This is a genomic window from Wenzhouxiangella sp. XN201 (assembly GCF_011008905.1).
In the GTDB taxonomy this organism is placed as follows: domain Bacteria; phylum Pseudomonadota; class Gammaproteobacteria; order Xanthomonadales; family Wenzhouxiangellaceae; genus Wenzhouxiangella.
This window is the reverse complement of sequence record NZ_JAAIVI010000017.1, coordinates 1,296,314-1,314,345: the sequence shown is the minus strand read 5'-3', so window position 1 is coordinate 1,314,345 and position 18,032 is coordinate 1,296,314. Positions and strand designations below refer to the sequence as shown.

Annotated in this window: 21 protein-coding genes and 3 tRNA genes; 17 read left to right on the top strand and 7 right to left on the bottom strand. The window is 59.7% G+C overall.

Going from position 1 to position 18,032, the window contains the following annotated elements; all coding sequences use genetic code 11:
- The first annotated feature begins 146 nt into the window (after nt 1-146).
- From G4Y73_RS06420 to G4Y73_RS06360, 13 genes are all read left to right on the top strand, one after another.
- On the top strand, nt 147-1,397 hold the full coding sequence (locus tag G4Y73_RS06420) for a tyrosine-type recombinase/integrase (RefSeq protein ID WP_164230589.1): 1,251 nt from the start codon (nt 147-149) through the stop codon (nt 1,395-1,397).
- Nucleotides 1,394-1,924 (top strand): hypothetical protein, encoded by a 531-nt coding sequence (locus tag G4Y73_RS06415; RefSeq protein WP_164230587.1) that lies wholly within the window; start codon nt 1,394-1,396, stop codon nt 1,922-1,924. Before G4Y73_RS06420 ends, G4Y73_RS06415 begins: the two co-directional genes overlap by 4 nt.
- Before the next feature lie 19 nt (nt 1,925-1,943).
- A complete protein-coding gene (locus G4Y73_RS06410) occupies nt 1,944-2,474 on the top strand; it encodes a hypothetical protein (RefSeq protein ID WP_164230585.1) in 531 nt (176 codons plus the stop codon).
- Nucleotides 2,475-2,549: 75 nt separating this feature from the next.
- Nucleotides 2,550-2,753 carry a helix-turn-helix domain-containing protein gene (locus tag G4Y73_RS06405; protein ID WP_164230584.1) on the top strand — a complete coding sequence of 68 codons (204 nt, stop codon included), beginning with the start codon at nt 2,550-2,552 and terminating at the stop codon, nt 2,751-2,753.
- Between the two features lie 154 nt (nt 2,754-2,907).
- Entirely contained in the window at nt 2,908-3,372 is a 465-nt protein-coding gene (locus G4Y73_RS06400) for a hypothetical protein (protein ID WP_205596500.1), read from the top strand.
- 202 nt (nt 3,373-3,574) lie between these two features.
- A complete protein-coding gene (locus tag G4Y73_RS06395) occupies nt 3,575-3,820 on the top strand; it encodes a hypothetical protein (protein ID WP_164230581.1) in 246 nt (81 codons plus the stop codon).
- Nucleotides 3,817-4,083 (top strand): hypothetical protein, encoded by a 267-nt coding sequence (locus tag G4Y73_RS06390; protein WP_164230579.1) that lies wholly within the window; start codon nt 3,817-3,819, stop codon nt 4,081-4,083. The genes G4Y73_RS06395 and G4Y73_RS06390 overlap by 4 nt, the downstream gene beginning before the upstream one ends.
- Entirely contained in the window at nt 4,080-4,394 is a 315-nt protein-coding gene (locus G4Y73_RS06385; RefSeq protein WP_164230577.1) for a hypothetical protein, read from the top strand. Before G4Y73_RS06390 ends, G4Y73_RS06385 begins: the two co-directional genes overlap by 4 nt.
- On the top strand, nt 4,379-5,836 hold the full coding sequence (locus tag G4Y73_RS06380; RefSeq protein ID WP_164230575.1) for a phage major capsid protein: 1,458 nt from the start codon (nt 4,379-4,381) through the stop codon (nt 5,834-5,836). The genes G4Y73_RS06385 and G4Y73_RS06380 overlap by 16 nt, the downstream gene beginning before the upstream one ends.
- 709 nt (nt 5,837-6,545) lie before the next feature.
- The gene (locus G4Y73_RS06375) at nt 6,546-6,863 is read left to right on the top strand and encodes a hypothetical protein (RefSeq protein ID WP_164230573.1); all 318 of its coding nucleotides are present in this window, start codon (nt 6,546-6,548) and stop codon (nt 6,861-6,863) included.
- A gap of 2 nt (nt 6,864-6,865) precedes the next feature.
- Entirely contained in the window at nt 6,866-7,090 is a 225-nt protein-coding gene (locus G4Y73_RS06370) for a hypothetical protein (RefSeq protein ID WP_164230571.1), read from the top strand.
- Nucleotide 7,091: 1 nt separating this feature from the next.
- Complete coding sequence (locus G4Y73_RS06365; protein ID WP_164230569.1) at nt 7,092-7,295, top strand: hypothetical protein; 204 nt, start codon at nt 7,092-7,094, stop codon at nt 7,293-7,295.
- Nucleotides 7,296-7,566: 271 nt separating this feature from the next.
- The gene (locus G4Y73_RS06360; RefSeq protein WP_164230567.1) at nt 7,567-7,896 is read left to right on the top strand and encodes a hypothetical protein; all 330 of its coding nucleotides are present in this window, start codon (nt 7,567-7,569) and stop codon (nt 7,894-7,896) included.
- Between the two features lie 110 nt (nt 7,897-8,006).
- Here the strand turns inward: G4Y73_RS06360 and G4Y73_RS06355 are convergent, their stop codons facing one another.
- The 3 genes from G4Y73_RS06355 to G4Y73_RS06345 form a co-directional block, all read right to left on the bottom strand.
- Nucleotides 8,007-8,660: a hypothetical protein gene (locus G4Y73_RS06355; protein WP_164230565.1), complete on the bottom strand. Its 654-nt coding sequence runs from the start codon at nt 8,658-8,660 to the stop codon at nt 8,007-8,009.
- 853 nt (nt 8,661-9,513) lie between these two features.
- Nucleotides 9,514-9,600, bottom strand: a tRNA-Leu gene (locus tag G4Y73_RS06350).
- Nucleotides 9,601-9,661: 61 nt separating this feature from the next.
- Entirely contained in the window at nt 9,662-11,518 is a 1,857-nt protein-coding gene (locus G4Y73_RS06345; protein ID WP_164230563.1) for a hypothetical protein, read from the bottom strand.
- Between the two features lie 79 nt (nt 11,519-11,597).
- Between G4Y73_RS06345 and pgsB the strand changes: the two genes are divergently transcribed.
- The 3 genes from pgsB to pgsW are packed head-to-tail and all read left to right on the top strand — an operon-like array spanning nt 11,598 to nt 14,544.
- Nucleotides 11,598-12,836: a poly-gamma-glutamate synthase PgsB gene (pgsB, locus tag G4Y73_RS06340; protein ID WP_240451228.1), complete on the top strand. Its 1,239-nt coding sequence runs from the start codon at nt 11,598-11,600 to the stop codon at nt 12,834-12,836.
- Nucleotides 12,833-13,399 (top strand): poly-gamma-glutamate biosynthesis protein PgsC, encoded by a 567-nt coding sequence (gene pgsC / locus G4Y73_RS06335; protein ID WP_164230561.1) that lies wholly within the window; start codon nt 12,833-12,835, stop codon nt 13,397-13,399. Before pgsB ends, pgsC begins: the two co-directional genes overlap by 4 nt.
- The gene (gene pgsW / locus G4Y73_RS06330; RefSeq protein ID WP_164230559.1) at nt 13,396-14,544 is read left to right on the top strand and encodes a poly-gamma-glutamate system protein; all 1,149 of its coding nucleotides are present in this window, start codon (nt 13,396-13,398) and stop codon (nt 14,542-14,544) included. Before pgsC ends, pgsW begins: the two co-directional genes overlap by 4 nt.
- A 62-nt stretch (nt 14,545-14,606) precedes the next feature.
- On the opposite strand, the gene G4Y73_RS06325 is transcribed toward pgsW, so the two are convergent.
- Together G4Y73_RS06325 and G4Y73_RS06320 are read right to left on the bottom strand one after the other, a co-directional pair.
- Nucleotides 14,607-14,680: transfer RNA gene (locus G4Y73_RS06325), tRNA-Cys, on the bottom strand.
- 93 nt (nt 14,681-14,773) lie between these two features.
- Nucleotides 14,774-14,849, bottom strand: a tRNA-Gly gene (locus G4Y73_RS06320).
- 156 nt (nt 14,850-15,005) lie between these two features.
- On the opposite strand from G4Y73_RS06320, the gene infA reads away from it, so the two are divergent.
- Nucleotides 15,006-15,224 (top strand): translation initiation factor IF-1, encoded by a 219-nt coding sequence (infA, locus tag G4Y73_RS06315; protein ID WP_164230557.1) that lies wholly within the window; start codon nt 15,006-15,008, stop codon nt 15,222-15,224.
- A 9-nt stretch (nt 15,225-15,233) separates the two neighbouring features.
- On the opposite strand, the gene clpA is transcribed toward infA, so the two are convergent.
- Both clpA and clpS read right to left on the bottom strand, forming a co-directional pair.
- Complete coding sequence (gene clpA, locus G4Y73_RS06310; protein ID WP_164230555.1) at nt 15,234-17,510, bottom strand: ATP-dependent Clp protease ATP-binding subunit ClpA; 2,277 nt, start codon at nt 17,508-17,510, stop codon at nt 15,234-15,236.
- A gap of 98 nt (nt 17,511-17,608) precedes the next feature.
- Complete coding sequence (gene clpS, locus G4Y73_RS06305) at nt 17,609-17,944, bottom strand: ATP-dependent Clp protease adapter ClpS (RefSeq protein WP_164230553.1); 336 nt, start codon at nt 17,942-17,944, stop codon at nt 17,609-17,611.
- Nucleotides 17,945-18,032: the final 88 nt, after the last annotated feature.

Sequence of the window (18,032 nt, the reverse complement as noted above, 5' to 3'; positions counted from 1 at the left end):
TCGGCCTATTATCGGGTTACACGAAACCCGATGGAGCTTGCAAACGCAGGCAGTTAGGGCTATTCTGCGTCCCATGCGTTTGTATGTAATTCGACTGAGTTGGGTTACATATGGGTTACACGGCAAATCAAGGGACGCGGAATCCGATGAAGATCACCAACACCACAGTCAACAAACTGACCCCGCCCGAGTCCGGGTACAGGCTCGAATGGGATAGCGATTTACGCGGCTTCGGAGTCCGCGTCACGGCAGCCGGCGCGAAGTCCTACATTGCCCAGGCGAAGGTGAACGGCAAGACCAGGCGGGTCACTCTAGGAAGGCACGGCACGATCACTGCCGACAAGGCCCGCAATAAGGCCAAGATCAAATTAGGCCGCATGGCTGATGGAACAGACCTGTCCGCAGAGAAACAGCACCAGAAGGCACTGAGCGTCACTCTGCGAGAGGTGGCGGAGGACTACAAAGAAAACCGCCGCACGGCGAAGGGGCTGCCCCTGAAAGACTCCACCAAAGCCGACATAGAGAAACACCTGTGCGGCATTTTCTCGGACTGGCAGAAGCGGCCCATCGTCAAGATCAACCGAGAGCTGGTACAGCGCCGCTACTCGGAACACTGCAAGCGATCAGTCGCGCAAGCGAATCAGGCGATGCGCGTCCTACGCGCCCTCATCAATTACGCCGCCGCCAAGTACCGCGATCCCGAAGGCAACCCCATCATTCTCGACAACCCGGTGAAGGTGCTGCGGGATGCGTCCATTCTGCGAGGCGTGAAAGCCCGGACGAATGCCGTCCCGCTAGAGAAAGTCGGCGGCTGGTGGTCTGCCGTCCAAACGATGCGAAATGACCCCGCCCTCACGACCGTGAGCAAATCCGCCGCCGACCTGATTGCCCTACTCGCCCTCACAGGTCTGAGAGTTGGCGAGGCCCGATCCCTGAAATGGTCGCAAATCGACCTAGACGGCGAAAGCCTGGAACTGACCGACACCAAGAACCGGGAGAGCGTCACCTTGCCGCTATCCGGCCCCGCCGCCGCCATCATCCGAGAGCGCGGCAATGACGCCGGCTATGTTTTCCCGGCCCGGTCGGGCAAGGGGCATATCAACGATGTACGCGGCCAGCTAGAGCGGCTGGCAGAGGAAACCGGAATCACGGTCACGGCCCACGACATACGCCGCACCTTCCGCGCTGTCGCAGCCGCCTGTAACGTCGAATTGTGGCGCACCAAAGCACTGATGAACCATAAGCAGAACCACGACGTGACGTTGGCGAACTACACCGACCTTTCGGACGTGCGCTATCTGAAACCCGAAGCCGACCGGATAGCGGCATACTTCGAGGACCAGCGCCGCGTGTTCGAGGCCGATAACGTGGTGAGCATGGAGGGCAAGCGGGCATGAGCGACAACAGACACGATGAAAAGCTGTGGAAACGCGTCGAAGAATGGCGGGAGCGACTAGCCGACTGTGAGAACTACCCTGTCCTTTCTGCGCTGAAAGAATCTTGGGCAGTTCTACAGGAGGACCAGCCCGAATTTATGAAGAAGATTCACCGGGGCCGAATGTCCCACAACCCCATTGTTGCCCTAATGTTTTGTATTGAAACCGGGGAGTACCCAGCGCCAGAACTACTGCTTACGATGCTTGATTGCTATCGAGAATACATGAATGAAGAGGGCGACTTGGAACGACTATTCTTTGGCCGCCCAAAACAGAAGGTCGGCAACTATGCGAGACAAGAAGCCAAAGAGAACCTAGATATTGTAATCAAGGCGAGATTTAACAAGCACCTCAAAGATGGGCTTCCCAGGAAAGACGCGGCAGAGAGGGTCGTCAATGAACTTGGCTTGACCGTTGATGCCGATTCAATTCTTAGAAAGCTCCGGGGTTTTAACGGCTTCATGCAAACGACCCAACCGAAGGGCTAGTAGAGACAAGGATTTTCAAATGTCCAATGAAGAGCACAATGAGAAACTTTGGGATCGGTTGACGTACTGGCGTGAGCGACTAGAAAACCGTGAAGATTATCCAACCCTTGAAAGCCTGGAGCATTCGTGGCGATATGGTCATCAGCAAGACATAGATGATGGCTGGTACAAGCGAGACGATCAACCGTCCGACAATCCAATAAGCGCGGTTATGTTTTTCATCGAGATGGGCTTTTACCCGCCCCCGGAGTATATGCTCACGATGCTTGATTGCTTTGAGGCTTATAAGCGGGGAGCTGGCGACCTTGAAGAGCTGTTCTTTGGAAAGCCAAAACAACGAAGTGGAAACTACGCGGAGCGCAAGGCCAAGAGACTACGCGATTTTCGTATCAGTTGGGAGTTCTCGCGTCTACTGAAGAACGGCATATCCCGAAAGGAGGCTGCGGAGAGGATTGTTAATGACCTCGAATTGGATATAGATGCTGATTCAGTCTTGCGAATGCTCCGAGGCTTTAATGGATTTGGCACAGCTCAGAAACCGGAAAAATAAAGCCATTTTTATTCCTCGTATTGACTAGTCATATTTGGTGAAATCCTGTCCTAAGCAAACACGCTAGGACAGGAAATGACCAACACAACCTTTCTCGACACCATCGAAGCCGCCCGTTATCTCGGGCTACAAAAGACCACCCTTGAAGCATGGCGCAGCCGTGGCAAAGGCCCGCAGTTTGTAAAGCTGGGCCGAGCCGTCCGGTATCGCCGGCCCGATCTTGATGCCTGGATTGAAAGCCGCATCCGTCACAACACCATCGGCGGCGATGCGGCATGAAGTATCCAGAAAAACGAAGCCCGGCGCGTAGGAGGCGACCGGGCAACGAAGGGCTTTCACGTCTCGGCAGACGATGCGCTAATCCTACCACCCCGCGCCATTGCTCGCCATACCGCCCTGCACACTTCGCTGTGTGGCGGCAGAGGGGGCGCTGATGGGTAAGAACACAAACAACAAGGGGCGGCGCAAGACGGGCCGATTTACTCGGCTTCCCGAAGAGGTACTGCGTACCCGGAAGTACGCCTCACTGAGTGCGTATGCCGTCAAGCTGCTAGTTGACCTGGCCCGTCAATACAACGGCTTCAATAACGGCGACCTGTGCGCCGCCTTCTCGCTCATGAAGGGCAACGGCTGGCGTAGCAAGGGAACGCTGTCAGAGGCCGCGAGAGAGCTTCAGAGAGCCGGCTTCATAGAGCAGACCAGGACAGGCGGACGCAATGCCGGCCCGCACCTGTGGGCGCTCACTTGGGAGCCGATCCACGAATGCACAGACAAAGCTGGTCGCAGCAAGATCGACGTTAAGCCCACACAGATTCCGAGTCGCCTTTACCGAGACGAAAAACAGGAAGGCAGTTCGCTATCTGGGTCTGCCAGTTCGCAATACGGGTCAGCAGCATGACCACCAGACCCACATACAGAACTGACAGTTCGCAATACGGGTCTGAAACCGCCTTTTTTGACCCCCCACCAGTTCGGAATACGGGCACCTATGTAGTTAGCCATATAGGGGCGGTACTGCGGGGGCTTATCTACGCATCGAAAAAAGGCTCGAAACAGCGCGCGGCCCCAAACGAGCAATCCAATCGCACGAGGAATCCATCATGAGCAACCGCAAAGAACAGAACGCGCCAGCCGATCAGGCATGGCAACCCGACGAGCTGGCCGGCTTCCGTGTTGGCGACCTGGTACGGCTGCCAAGTGTAGCCGGTGCCCTGGAAGTGGTGGGAGTGAACCTGCCCAGCACTCTGGTACTACGCACGCCAAGCGGCCAAACGATCAAAGCCGGATACAAGGCTGTATCCCGCGCCAGTCTGAGACAGATAGCCAACCGGAGGAAGAACCCATGAGAGAACCTGAAATCTGTATGACGTTTCCGCAATCGCCCGGAGTGCAGGCCCAACTTGCCGAAGGGATCAAGGAGGCCATCGAGAAAGAGCAGAGCATCATCGTGGCGGCCTGGTGCCCTGAGACTGGCTTCATAGTCGCCTGCCATGTTGCGGAAGGCCGGCCATGCTACTGGGAATCGGCAGGCCCGATCACTGAACGGCAGGCTGATCAGTTTGCCGAGTCTCTGAAAGACAGCAACGCACGGTGCCGGGTACTGATGTGAGCCGGGCCGAGCGACAGCGCCGGTATCGGCAGCGTAAGGCTTTAGGGCTGAAGGTCTACCGCGTGGCCTTAGACGACTACCAGGTAAAGCAACTCGAAAAAGCCGGCCTGCTGACCGAACGCGCGAAAGAGGATCAGGAGTGTATGGCCGATGAGTTAGGCGATGCCATCGAGCTATTGCTTGCCAAGGCACAGGGGCGCGACACAAGGCCCCACTTCTGGCAAGGATGGCACGGCCCCGCCTCGATGGCCCCGCCGCGTTACAAGCCGCCAAAAAATGTCACGGTGAACACGCTATGGAAACCCAAGTGATGCGTTACGCGTCTACGGTTTTAGCGATACCGTATGAGATAATAGATACCATCGGAAAACTGCAATCGAACAGCCCGCCGCGCGTGATGCCCGGCGGGTTTTTTCGTGCGCGGATTCCTGCGACGGCCAAAGCCGGGCAGCGCGATGCTGACTGGTGGAAGCCCGAGCGCCCCGGTGATGGTGCCTGCGTGATGTTGGTATCAAAGCTGGCCGGGAAGATCGGAAGATCAGAAGATCAGGCCCGAACCCTGCTAACGCCGCCCGCGCGATGCTGGCCGGTTTTTGTTTGCGGCAATTGCAACTCAAACCGAAAGGAAAAGAACATGAGTACTACCACTGTACAGACTGAACAGCTCATCAAGGCTGTCGAGACTTCGCTTGATGATGCTGTGAATCGCTATGAAGATCGGCTCGACGGGCTTGATGCCAAGTTCCAAGAGTTCGAGCAGAATGCACTGACCAAGGTAACGGGCAAGCACTACGGCGCACCCCGCACCCCCGGCGATATTGTCAGCAAGTCCGAGCGACTGGCGCAATTGAAGGACGGCCAAAAGACGACCGGGCGCATTACCCTGGACGACTTCAACGTCAAGACCCTGACCAGCCTGCAAGGCTCGACGGCTAGCCCAGAGGCCGGGATCGACGTTATCCCGTCCGAGGCTGCCGGCCTGTTTGGTATTGGTCGCCGGAACCTGTCGCTGCTGGATGTTATCCCGCGCGTCGCAACCGCAAGCAATGCTGTCCGGTATACGCGCGTCAACAACTTCTCCAACGCCGCCGCCGTTCAGGCTGGTGAAGGCGCGACGAAGGCCGAACAAACCCTGGATGTTGAGAGCAAGGAAGCGCAGATCGCGACCGTCGCTGTTATCCAGAAGGTGAGCCGGCAGGTTATGGACGATGTGGGCTGGCTCCAGGGTGCGCTGAACAACCTGTTCCAGTACACCCTTCGCGCCAAACTGGAAGCTGAGCTGATCGCCGGTAACGGTAGCGGCTTCAACATTTCCGGCTTCACCCAGGAAGGCCAGGCGGTCGGCGGTTCAAGCGGACTGGAACACCCGGACCAGATCGGTGATGCGATTGCCGATATGCAGTCTGATGGATACCCGGTCGATTATCTGATCGTGAATCCTTCGGACTTCCAGACGTGGCGACGTGAGCGGTCTAGCTCCGACAATCTGTATGTGTCGGGTAGCTGGGCACAGCCCAACCCGCCCGTACTCTGGAACGTGCCGGCAATTCTGTCTCCGAGCATTTCGAGCGGATCGGTGGTCTTGGCCAACAATGGCGCACACGCGCTGTTGGATCGCCAAGCGCCGACCGTGGAGATGTTCGAGCAAGATGGAACGAACGTCGAAGAAAACCTGATTAGCATTCGGGCAGAACTTCGCGCCGGTCTTGCGGTAATGGATCAGGCAGGCGTCCGCGTGCTGTCACTGGTCTAAGAGCAAGAAGGCCAGCGGTTATTAGTCATGTCCGCTTCTCGCCGGCCCGCCGGAGCCGGTGGCCTGAGATCCGGTAGACCCGTTTGGGCACAAGCCAGCGAGCGCGGCTGGTGGTTGAAACTGCGCTGCTGTTTCCGGTCAGCACTATCAAAACCGGATTGATTTGGGGTGAGGTATGGCACGACCCGAGTACAGCAAGCTATACAAGCGCCGGGCATGGCGTCGGAAATCGAGAGCGCAGTTACAGCGAGAGCCGCTGTGCTGCGACTGCCTGGAGCGCGGTCTAGTGGTGCCTGCCGAGCATGCCGACCATATCGTGCCGCATCGTGGCGACCCTGATTTGTTTTGGAGCGGTGCCCTGGCTTCCAGGTGCGCCCCTTGTCATTCGATCAAGACCGCACGCGAGCAAGGCAAGACAGCCAAGCGGCATGTTTCGACTGACGGAGCGCCGGAAGGATGGGACTGACCCCATGGGTACCCCAATTTCTGGACACCTTTTTTCAGCGGGATACGTCCGCATCCAGCAGCTGTGAGTTACCTGGACATTTTTTGCTCAACTGGAGGAATTATGGGACAGCGAGGCCCCAAGAGCGCCAACGAGCTAGCCGTAGCACCCGCCGAACCCCTGGACAATGCCAGATCACGCCCGGTTCCACCCAAAGGATTCGACAAGCCGGAGGCTGAGATTTGGCGGCGAATCGTGGCCGCCATGCCTTCGGGCTGGTTCAAGCGGGAGCATCTCGAATTGTTGGCCCGATACTGTCAGCACCAGGTTCGAGCGGAGCGGTTCAATCGCTGGGCGAATGCCACGACCGGCGAAACCCTGAATGATGGATTCAGCCTGGAGGACTTCGACCGGCTTTGCCGCATGGCTGAACGCGAGAGCCGCGCCAGTCTCGCCTTGGCCCGTTCGATGCGGATCACGCACCAAGCGCAATTACGAGCCGAGACAGCGGCCACCAAACGCCGGAGCCGGCCCGATATACCGGATACCTGGAACGGCGATCAAACGCCGCCGTGGGAGTGATGATGGCGAAACGACGATTTTACCCACAGCCGCCAATCCCGCTAAATCCGAACGCTATGCAGATTTACAAGCGCATCATTCGGCAACTCGACAACCTGCCCGGCTGGAAGGTAGACAAGGCCGCAACCATCGCCAAACTTGCCTACCGGCGCGATGTTGGAACCGCTGACGGAATAGAACTGGCACTGCTGACCCGAGAAGCCGACAAGCTGCGCGTCACTGTCTGAGGTGAACACCAATCGCCGCCGCGTTTCCCGTCTGCTGGCCGACCTGGAGGCCGCCGGAGTCCACCTCACGACCGATGGCCTCACGATCCGGGTCGAAGGTGCCGACGATTGGCCGTGGCTGCCCGGCTGGATAGAGCGCAACAAGCCCGACCTCATCCCCCTATTGCGCCGCCCACAACGCCACAGACCGCAAAACCCGGCCTGACCCCCGCCTGACGGCTAAAACGCCGCTGACGGCCAGCCGTTCGAGCAATCAGGCGCACTTGCGCCCGCTGCCTGCCCTGGCGTATTCTCGGAACCCTAAGACCGATAGCGGCCGCCACCCCGTCAGCGTGGCGTGTTCGTTTCAATGGCGGGACGAGAGCCGGAAATACAACACCCGCCTGCGGGAAATACCGGACGGCCTCTATCGGGGCTTAGTGAGTCCCGCCACCCTTAATGGTGGCGATCACCTAGAACCGATAGGAGTACAGACCATGAGCGATAACACCGTTTCCGATATTCCCGACCGCACCGATCCGCGCCGCACGATTACCAGCAGGGCGGCTGCCTTGTCCATTTGGGCAGACACACAACGCCAGCGAGCGCCGGAACTGGAGTGGCAGCGATTCGACGAACTCATCGAGGAACTGAAAGCCGCAGTACCCGGAACCGGCCCGGTCAAGGATGAAACCGCATACTGGCGCGCTCACAGCATCCTTGAAATGATGGTGACTGCCTTCACTCACGGCGAAGTAGACAGATCGCCGGATGCCTATGTGCTGGAAGCCGCCATTGCCGAACTGGATAAGGGGATCGAGTTCTAGCCGGTCAGCACAACCCGCACCCGAGACAGCCCGGCCACAGCGCCGGGCTTTTTCATGCGGACAGTTCTGAGTAGTGGAAAGCCTTACCCCAAAACTAAGGCGCAAATTATTCAGGGGCAGAATGCCTTAAGCCAGTAGAGAGAAAGCCCGATCGTTCCCAGCGAAGCAAGGCCAACGAGAAACCAGACTTCAACTCGTTCAAAGATCGATCGCTTAAACTCTTCGCCACTCACCTTTTCCCTATAAAGCAGAACCGCGTCCAGTTGCTGACACTCAAAGTCGACTCGCTGACCTTTCGCGCGGTCGCTACCATCAAAGACGACTCGAATATCTGGAAAATCGCTAGCGTCTGCCGGCTCCAATGATTCAAGTATGGTGTCAACACATGAGCTGGCACGCTTAATTTTCTCGCGAAGAGCCAGAAATTCAAACTCGCGCACTCTTAGATCGATTGATCGATTCCATAGATATGCGAAGCCTGATACTACAATGCCCGCGAACAGGATTAGAGAAAGCCATTTTCCACCCTGGCCCTGCGGGACGCCAAGGAACGGGATATCCGCGTAATCGACGCCCACGATAAAGGCGGTTGAGGATAGAACGCCAAGCGTTGAGAATATGCGCTTAGCGGCAACAGTTGGCCTTGTTTCCCACTCCCTAAGGGGAGATATCAAGTCCTTGGGCTCAAGCTCGACACGATCAAGCTGATTCTTGCGCCCCCGAATAGTAGCGGCTATCTCTGGTGAAACTTTTACGATTTTCACGACAGCCCTCCAATCTGCGACCTAGACTAGTGCCGCAAACCATAGGCGATTGTTGCTCTGAATGAAAATCTCTTGAGGGGGCCGGCACGAAGCCGGCCCCCGGTGCCCGCCTGAGTCGGTCTTACCGGCCGCTGCCGTGCCTGGACTAATCGGGCTGGCGCTAGCGCGGTCGGCTACCGCCTGACAATTCCAACCAGCGCGACCCCATGATGCCGCCTTGCCCGATCCCTAGCAATCAGACAGCGGAGCGGCTGCCTGTAGGAAATTTCTTACCGCTACGGATCAATTCAGGTTCGACAGCGATAAACCTCAATCTCCACTTCGGTCACGCGGCCGAACATGTCGCTGTGCCTGTCCTGAGTGTGAATGATCTTGAAAGAGTCTCCGCCCTGCTCATGCGTCTCTCGCTTTACCGCTTCTTGGAGCGTCATGTCGGAATGAAACGCCATAGTCTGAGCGCCCGTAACGTATTCGCAATCAGACGCATCTGTGACGCTCCTGACCTGCTGCTCTTCGGGGCTAAGCGGGGGCGGACCGCTAGTAGCGCAAGCTGCGAGCGCGAATGAAGCGGCTAGAACTGCAGTAACTCCCTTCATGGCTAGTCCCTCTCTTGATCGTGAAAATGGCGGGAACAGTCATGTCCCCATTTGACATGGTGCCGCCAGAGGCCCGCAGGGGCAATCAGACGATACCCTGCTGACGTGTAGGAAATTCGCCATCTTGGCTGCCCTGGCTGCCGTGTAACCCATGTAACCCGGCCTGAAAACCCTCAAATGGGTTACACAAGGGTTACATGCCGAACGCCCTACCCCATCTCCATGCGGCCCTAAACCGCTAGAAACCCTGCACTTATTGGTGCCCGGAGCCGGACTCGAACCGGCACGACCTTTCGGTCGAGGGATTTTAAGTCCCTTGCGTCTACCAATTTCGCCATCCGGGCAAACGCGATCAGCAATCGACTGATCATTGGATACTATCAGAGGCTTGGCGCGCCCGGACGATCAGTTCGCCGGGCTGTCGAAGCGATCGCAGAACAGCAGGCTTTGGTCATCAGGAACAAGGGTTTCCACCGCCACTGACTGGGGTGGGCTGGGCCCGACCAGATGGATGCGAGCATGGCCGGATCGCGGCGCAAAGTCGCTGATCAATTCGAAGTTTCGCACCTGCCCCCAATCCAGTGCTTCATCGGAAGTCTGGAATTGCAGTCGGCAGGAATCAACCACCGAACTGCTCCAACCACCTTCCGGTGAAGCGAGACCATCGATGCGCGAGCCATCCACACCGGGCAGAACGAAACGGTTGATGCCCCGGTCGATATCGTGATTTACAAGTGCATATCGGTACACGTAACGGTCGTCGCTCAATTGCTCGACACGAACGGCAAGCCTGGCGTGACCTTGCGGCATTCCCTCCGGACATCCGGCATCAGGCGTGGAAGAAGCGACTTCGAAGCGTTCATGGTGCTCGAGGGATTGCTCACTTCCTTCGTAAACCCAGAGATTGATGGCCGAGCCTTGCTCGAAGCTGCTCAGAAGATCGAAAGTCCAGCCATCGCCTACCATTTGTGGGTCGATTTCAACGTATCCCATACTGTTCGAAATGTCGGCATCACATTGCACCAGATACCAGGCGTCGATGAAGTAGCGCGCCCCCTGGTTCGACAGCTCTGATTCGTCGACCAGCAAGCGGTTTTCGTATTCTCCGGAATCGTGGTCCTGCATGCCGTCGCCGTTTTGGTCAAAAAAGGAGTTGGTGCTGGAGAATCCACCCTGGCTGGCCACGATCTCTCCGCGCGGGCCCATCGCCGAGTTCATGTCATTGGTCGAGGCGCCGTAGACGTCTTCACAACCCGGCCCCAGCACGTCGCCGTTGTTGCTATTGACCTCGAAATAGTCACAGATCAGATCGCAGTTGAGATTGACGGTATTGAAAGCATGCTTCGCGCCGGAAACACCGAGCTGTTCGATCCGGCCTTCGTGCAGGCGATACAGGCTCCACACCAGGTAGGGATGCTGGTCATTGGGCGCATAGGGGTAGACCGCATTCTCTTCGAACTTGGCGATCCACGGTACGTCGGCTTCGCCGAGGTTCTTCAGCCAGGCCGAGGGCGCCAGCTTGACCCGACCGGAGTCCCGTCCCTGGTATTGCACGCCGTCGATGCCTGTCAGGGCGATATCGGCGCGATGGCCGTCCTGCGGCCAGTATGGCCGCCCTTCGCAGGCCGCGGCACCGCGCGATGTCAGCACCTGTTCGACCGGTTCAAAATCAGCAACATCCAGCACCAGCCGTGCCGAGCCCAGCACCTGGCCGGCCAGGGCCGGGTAGCCGATTCGCCGCGCCAGGGCCGGCGTGGCGACGACATCGGCATGGTCGATGACCAGTTCGCGCCCCTCCGGCGCCAGGTTGGTATGCAGGTGGGTCAGCTCAAGCAGTACATCGCCGCCGGCGACGGCGGCTGCGATGCTCGGCCGGCGCGTATCCGCTCCGGCCGACAGCGTCAATTCCTCGAGGGACAACCAGGCGCCGTCATACCCAAGCGACAGGTCGGAGGTGAAGTACAGGCGGCCACCGGAGAATCTACCGAAGCGGGCGCTCGAAAGGTGCGCCCGGAACTCGCCGCGGAGTCTTGAGTGGTGGAGGTGGCGTTCACCGAGCACCTGCATTCCGGCGCGAACTTCGACGCCGAAGTCCTTCAGGTAATCGGCGCGCAGTTCAAGCGCGATTCGGCCACCGTCGCTCCGGTACTCCCCGAAATCGGCGGCCAGAAGCGGGGCAGACAACATCGAGAGGGTGCCAAACAGCAGCCCGATGGGTCGGAGCAGGTAGCGATCACTAAGCGCTCGGGCGTGCTTGGGCATGGCGCTGATCGGCCAATGGTGCAGGAAACTGCAAGCATACACGCCGCGGGAATGGAATATCTGATCCACCTTGCATACCATGTTGCCTGTCCGGCTTCGGGAGGAAGCGAGCATTTCCAACACCCACGCCATTATCGTACTGACCGTGGTCCTGGTGACTCTAATTGGACTCGGCCTGGTCGAGTCGTTTGTGCACGGCCGCGTCCTGAAACGTCTGCCGGTACGGATACACGTCAACGGCACCCGCGGCAAGACCAGCGTCGTTCGGCTGATTGCCGCAGGTCTGCGCGCTGGCGGTTTGCGTGTATGCTCGAAAACGACCGGCTCCTTCGCCGCTGTCACTGACCCCGACGGCGATGACTTTCCCCTCCACCGTCCCGATCAGCCCAACATCATCGAACAGATGCGGGTGATGCGACGTCTGGTCGCATTCGAGCCGGAGGTTGTGGTCGTTGAATGCATGGCTTTGCAGCCGCACTACCAGGAGCTGTCGGAACGCCAGATGGTGCAGTCCACGCACGGCGTGATCACCAATGCCCGCGCCGATCACCTCGACATCATGGGGCCGGCGTCATCCGATGTGGCACTGGCACTGGCCGGAACGGTGCCCTGGAACGCCCGCCTGTTCACGGCCGAACACACCCACCTCGAGACCTTCCGCATGGCCTGCGAGGACCGCAACAGCGAGTTGCTGGCAACCACCAGCGAAGATGCTGCGGCCATCAGCCAGGCCGACCTGGCCGGCTTTCGCTATGCCGAGCACGCCGAGAATGTCGCCCTGGCCCTGAACGTGTGCAAAGCCCTGGGCGTCGAACGTGATGTGGCACTGCGCGGCATGCAGCAACTCAGCCCCGAAGTCGGTGCAACTCGCGTACAGACGCTGGAATTTTTCGGTCGCGACATCGTCTTCGTCAACGCCTTCGCCGCCAATGATCCCGATTCGACCGAGATGATCTGGGAGAAGGTAGTCGAACATCATGGCCGGGATCGCTTCAAGCTGGCGGTGGTCAATTGCCGCTTCGATCGTCCGCAACGATCGCAGCAGCTGGCCGAGGTGGCAGCTCGCTGGACGCCGGCCGATCACTACGTGCTGATCGGCAGCGGCACCCTGCTTTTTGCCCGGGCGGCGGTCCGGGCCGGCATCAAACCCGGTCGCATGACCGTGGCCGAAGGACTCGAATCCGCCGAAACCTTTGAAACCGTTCTCGAACACGCCGAGGGCAATGCCCTGATCGTCGGCATGTGCAACGTGCACGGTGGCGGCGCCGAGCTGGCGCGCCAGTTCAACAACCGATCCATTCGGAGCCAACCCCTATGATCGTGCTCAACCTGCTGGCCGTGTCGATCGGCATCGGCCTGCTCGTCACCCTGCTACTGGTCGAGGTCTTCGGCCTGGCCGCCGGCGGACTGGTCGTGCCGGGCTACATCGCCCTGAAACTCCTGCAACCCTGGAGCGTGGCGATGACGATCCTGGCCGCTTACCTGGCCTATATCGCAGTGCGCACCCTGTCGAGCTTCATGGTGGTCTACGGGCGGCGGAAGACCGCCCTGATGATCCTGTTCGGCTACCTTGCCGGCAGCCTGATCGACCTGGGCATGGGCGGCGTACTCAGCTTTCCCACCGGCGAGACCGCAACCGGCAGCTCCACCCAATTCCGGTTCTTCGAACTGAGCGTGATCGGCTACATCATTCCCGGCCTGATCGCCATCTGGTTCGAGCGCCAGGGTGTCGTCCGGACCCTGGTGGGCATGGTCGTCTCGGCCGTTCTGGTGCGGCTGATCCTGGTTCTGATCATGCCCGAAGTGCTGATGAGCTGGGAGGCCGAACAATCGTTCAATCGCGCCGATCTTGCAACCGTCCTCGAGGAGATGCTGCGATGAGAGCCCGGCCGCAAAAACTCTACTGGCGCCCGTCGTCGATCCCCACACCCGCGTTGTTGCTGCTGGCCCTGGCTGCAGTGGCCGCCCTTTTGGTGGTCGAGACTTTCACGCGCCAGGAAGCCTCCGACTACTACAGCGAGATGCTCGATGCTTCGCGCCTGGTGCAGCAAAGTATCGAGGTCCTGCGCCCGATTCGCGGGCGGGTCGAACCGATCAATCCCGATGTCGACCCGCTTCGCTCCGGCCTGATCGGCATCGCCTCGTCACCACTGACCAGCAACAGTGGCGACCTGGAATCAAAGCAGGCAACGATCAACCCGAACTGGGCCGCGGTGGTCATTCGCCTGCTGGCCGAGGCCGGCGTCGAACCCGGTGACCGCGTTGGCGTGGCCGTTTCGGGTTCGTTTCCGGCACTGAATCTGGCCGTCTATACCGCCCTCCAGTCGATGGGAGTCGAAGCGACCACCGTCGTTTCCGGCTCGGCTTCGCAATGGGGGGCCAATATCCCCGGCTTCGCCTGGCTCGACATCACCCGCGAACTTCGGGACGCGCAACTGATCGACATCAAGGCCGATGCCGTCACCCTTGGCGGCATCGAGGATCGGGGTGTAGGTCTCGACCGACGCGCCATCGAAATGATTACCGAGAGCGCGCAGCAGGCGGGTATCGAATTGATCGTTCCCGACAGCTACGAGGAGGCCGTCGCCGAGCGCATTCGCATTTACAACCAGGGCGGCTCCGACAAACCGTTGGCTGCGTTGATCAACGTTGGCGGGGGAACCGCGACCACCGGCCCGAACATCATCGACCACTTTTTCGGCAGTGGCCTCAATCGCACCGCGCCTTCCGCTGCTTTTCGGGTGCCCTCGGTGATGGGGCATTTCCTGCAGCAGGAAATTCCGGTGATCAATTTTTCCGGCATTCGCAACCTGGCCACCCAGTACGGCCTGCCCTATCCGCCCGAGCGGATGGAGAGCATTGGCACCGGCGGTGTCTACCGCGCCGAATCCTATCGCCGCTGGCTGGCCGCCTTGATGATCGTCTTGCTGCTGGGCCTGACGGCCCTGATCATGCGATCGGCCAATATTGCCCTGGTCACCGGTCGCAGGGGAAGTCGATCCGACACGATGAAACCCAAGGTCTGACCGAAGGCGCGGCCGCAGATACGACCAAGCCGGCACTAGGCCGGCTCGAGACGCGTCAAAGATGGAGGCCAGGCCCGGAATCGAACCGAGGTAAACGGCTTTGCAGGCCGCTGCATAACCACTCTGCCACCTGGCCGGAAGCGAACTGGATTGTACCCCATCCCGACCCCATCACGGAACGGGGGTAAAACGCAAAAGGCCCGGGAAACCCGGGCCTTGCGTCGAATCCTGGAGCGGGAAACCGGACTCGAACCGGCGACCCCAACCTTGGCAAGGTTGTGCTCTACCAACTGAGCTATTCCCGCGAAGGATTGAGCATTTTAGTCAGTCCGGGCGAAGAGTCAACCCCTTTCGTCCGATTTGCCTGCGAACATCGCGGCAGGCGGTATTTTACCGATTCGGCTTGCGTCTGGCGTGAAAACTGTCAAAATAACGCGGTTTTCACAATTCCAGAGGATTGCATGGCAAAGGACGAACATATCGAGATGGAGGGCAAGGTGCTCGAAACCCTGCCCAACACGATGTTCCGGGTCGAACTCGACAACGGTCACGTGATCACCGCCCATATTTCGGGCCGCATGCGCAAGCACTACATCCGCATCCTGACCGGCGACCGCGTGCGCGTCGAGATGACGCCCTACGATCTGAGCAAGGGCCGCATCACCTACCGCATGAAGTAACCCGGCCGTCTATTCGGCGACCGGCTCCGCCGCGGCCCGGCTGCGGCAGGACAGTTCCAGACCACTGCCGTCCTCGCGCGCAATAACCTCGACTTCCCCACCTTCGGACAGTTCGCCGAACAGCAGCTCGTCGGCCAGCGGCCGCTTGATGTGCTCCTGGATGATGCGCTTCATCGGCCGCGCGCCCATCTTCTCGTCGAATCCGTGCTCGGCCAGCCAGGCCCGTGCGTCGCGGCTGATCTCAACCGTGACGCCCTTGTCGGCCAGCTGATTCTCGAGTTCCATCAGGAACTTGTCGACCACCTTCATGACCACGTCCAGCGGTAGCGGACGGAACTGGATGATGGCATCGAGGCGGTTGCGGAATTCCGGCGAGAACTGCTTGCGGATGGCTTCCATGCCGTCACTGCTGTGATCGGCCGGCACGAAACCGATTCCGCGACGACTCATCAGCTGCGCCCCGGCATTGGTGGTCATCACCAGGATGACGTTGCGGAAGTCGGCCGTACGCCCGTTGGCGTCGGTAAGCTTGCCGTGATCCATGATCTGCAGCAGCAAGTTGTAGACATCCGGGTGTGCCTTTTCGATCTCGTCGAGTAGCAGCACCGAATGCGGGGTCTGGGTAACCGTCTCGGTCAGCAGGCCACCGCGATCAAAGCCGACATAGCCCGGCGGCGCCCCGACCAGGCGCGAGACCGAGTGCGCTTCCATGTACTCGGACATGTCGAAGCGGATCAGCTCGATACCCAGGGTCATGGCCAGCTGACGCGTGACTTCGGTCTTGCCGACACCGGTGGGCCCGGCGAACAGGAAATTGCCGATCGGCCGCTCGACCTCGGCCAGGCCCGAGCGCGACATCTTGATCGCCGATGAAAGGGTCGAAATCGCCTCGTCCTGGCCGAAGACCACCATCTGCAGATCACGCTCGAGTGTCTTGAGGGCGTCGCGATCCGAGCGCGAGACCTGTCGCGGCGGGATGCGCGCCATCCTGGCGATCACTTCCTCGATCTCGGTCACACCGATCTGCTCGACACGCTCGTCTTCGGGTTTGAGCCGTTCGCGTGCGCCGGCCTCGTCGATCACGTCGATCGCCTTGTCCGGCAGGTGGCGGTCATTGATATGCCGCGACGACAGGGTAGCGGCCGCTTCCAGCGCCTCGGGGGTGTAGCTCACGCCATGGTGTTCCTCGAAACGGTACTTGAGGCCATTGAGGATCTCGATGGTCTCGCCGACCGAGGGCTCGACGATATCGATCTTCTGAAAACGCCGAGCCAGCGCGCGGTCTTTCTCGAACACCCCCCGATACTCCTCGAAAGTGGTCGAGCCAATACAGCGCAGGTCACCGTTGGCCAGCACCGGCTTGATCAGGTTGGACGCGTCCATCACGCCGCCGGATGCGGCGCCGGCGCCGATGATTGTGTGAATCTCGTCGATGAACAGCACCGCCTTCTCGCGGCTCTTCAATTCGCCGAGCACCGCCTTGAGGCGCTTCTCGAAGTCGCCGCGGTACTTGGTGCCGGCCAGCAGCGCGCCCAGGTCCAGCGCCCAGATCTCGGCATCATGGAGCACCTCGGGCACTTCCTCGCGCACGATGCGCAGCGCCAGACCTTCGGCCAGCGCGGTCTTGCCGACGCCGGACTCGCCCACGTAGAGTGGATTGTTCTTGCGGCGGCGGCACAGGATCTGGATGGTGCGCTCGACCTCCAGCGCCCGACCGATCAGCGGATCGATCCGGTCGGCCTTCGCCCGCTCGTTGAGATTGGTGGCATAGCTGGCCAGCGCCGACTTTTCTTCCTCGGCGGCGGCCTCGGCACCCTGCTCCGCTTCCACGCCGGATTGTGCTCCGGCATCGTCGGTCCGGGCAATGCCGTGCGAGAGGTAGTTGACCACGTCCAGTCGCGCCAGGTCCTGCTTTCCGAGCAGGTAGACGGCATGCGAGTCCTTTTCGCTGAAGATGGCCACGAGCACGTTCGCGCCAAGCACTTCCTTTTTCTCGGCCGACTGCACGTGGTAGAGGGCGCGCTGAAGTACACGCTGGAAACCGATGGTCGGCTGGGTATCGCGTTGATCACCCTCCGACAGCACCGGCACGGCCTCGCTGAGGACCTGCACCAGCTCGTGGCCGAGCAACTGGATGTCGACGCTGCACGCCATCAGGACCTCGCGCGCCGAGTCATTGTCGAGCAGCGCCAGCAGCAGATGCTCGACGGTCAGGAACTCGTGGCGCTTGCTGCGGGCCGTGTGATAGGCCTGCGAGATCGAGAGTTCAAGTTCCTTGCTGAACATTTCGGCACCCCTGCGCTTGCGGTAAATGATTGTTCATCGAATACATACTGGTAAATTCGCTAGTAAGACCAGAATCAGGGCGGATGATTCCTGCCCGTTCAGCCATCGGTCTCCTCCAGCGTACACTGCAGCGGGTGCTCGTGCTCGCGGGCGTAATCGTTGACCATCACGACCTTGGTCTCGGCAATCTCGTAGGTATAAACCCCGGCCACTCCGCGCCCGCGGGTATGCACATGCAGCATGACGCTCGTGGCCTTGTCGCGCGACAGGCTGAAAAAACGCTGCAGAACCTCGACCACGAACTCCATGGGCGTAAAGTCGTCGTTGAGGATGACAACCTTGTAGAGCGGCGGTTTTCGTACCTTCGGCCGCGCTTCCTGTAATGCCAGGCCTTCGCCGCCGCCCGGGTCGGAATGCTGTTCCTTTTCGCTCATCGAATGCCTGAGTGGGTGACCTTGTTCATTCTCATCATACTGCGGCAGCCGTATGGGCTTTTCAAGCGCCCGAGCGCATGTTGCCGGG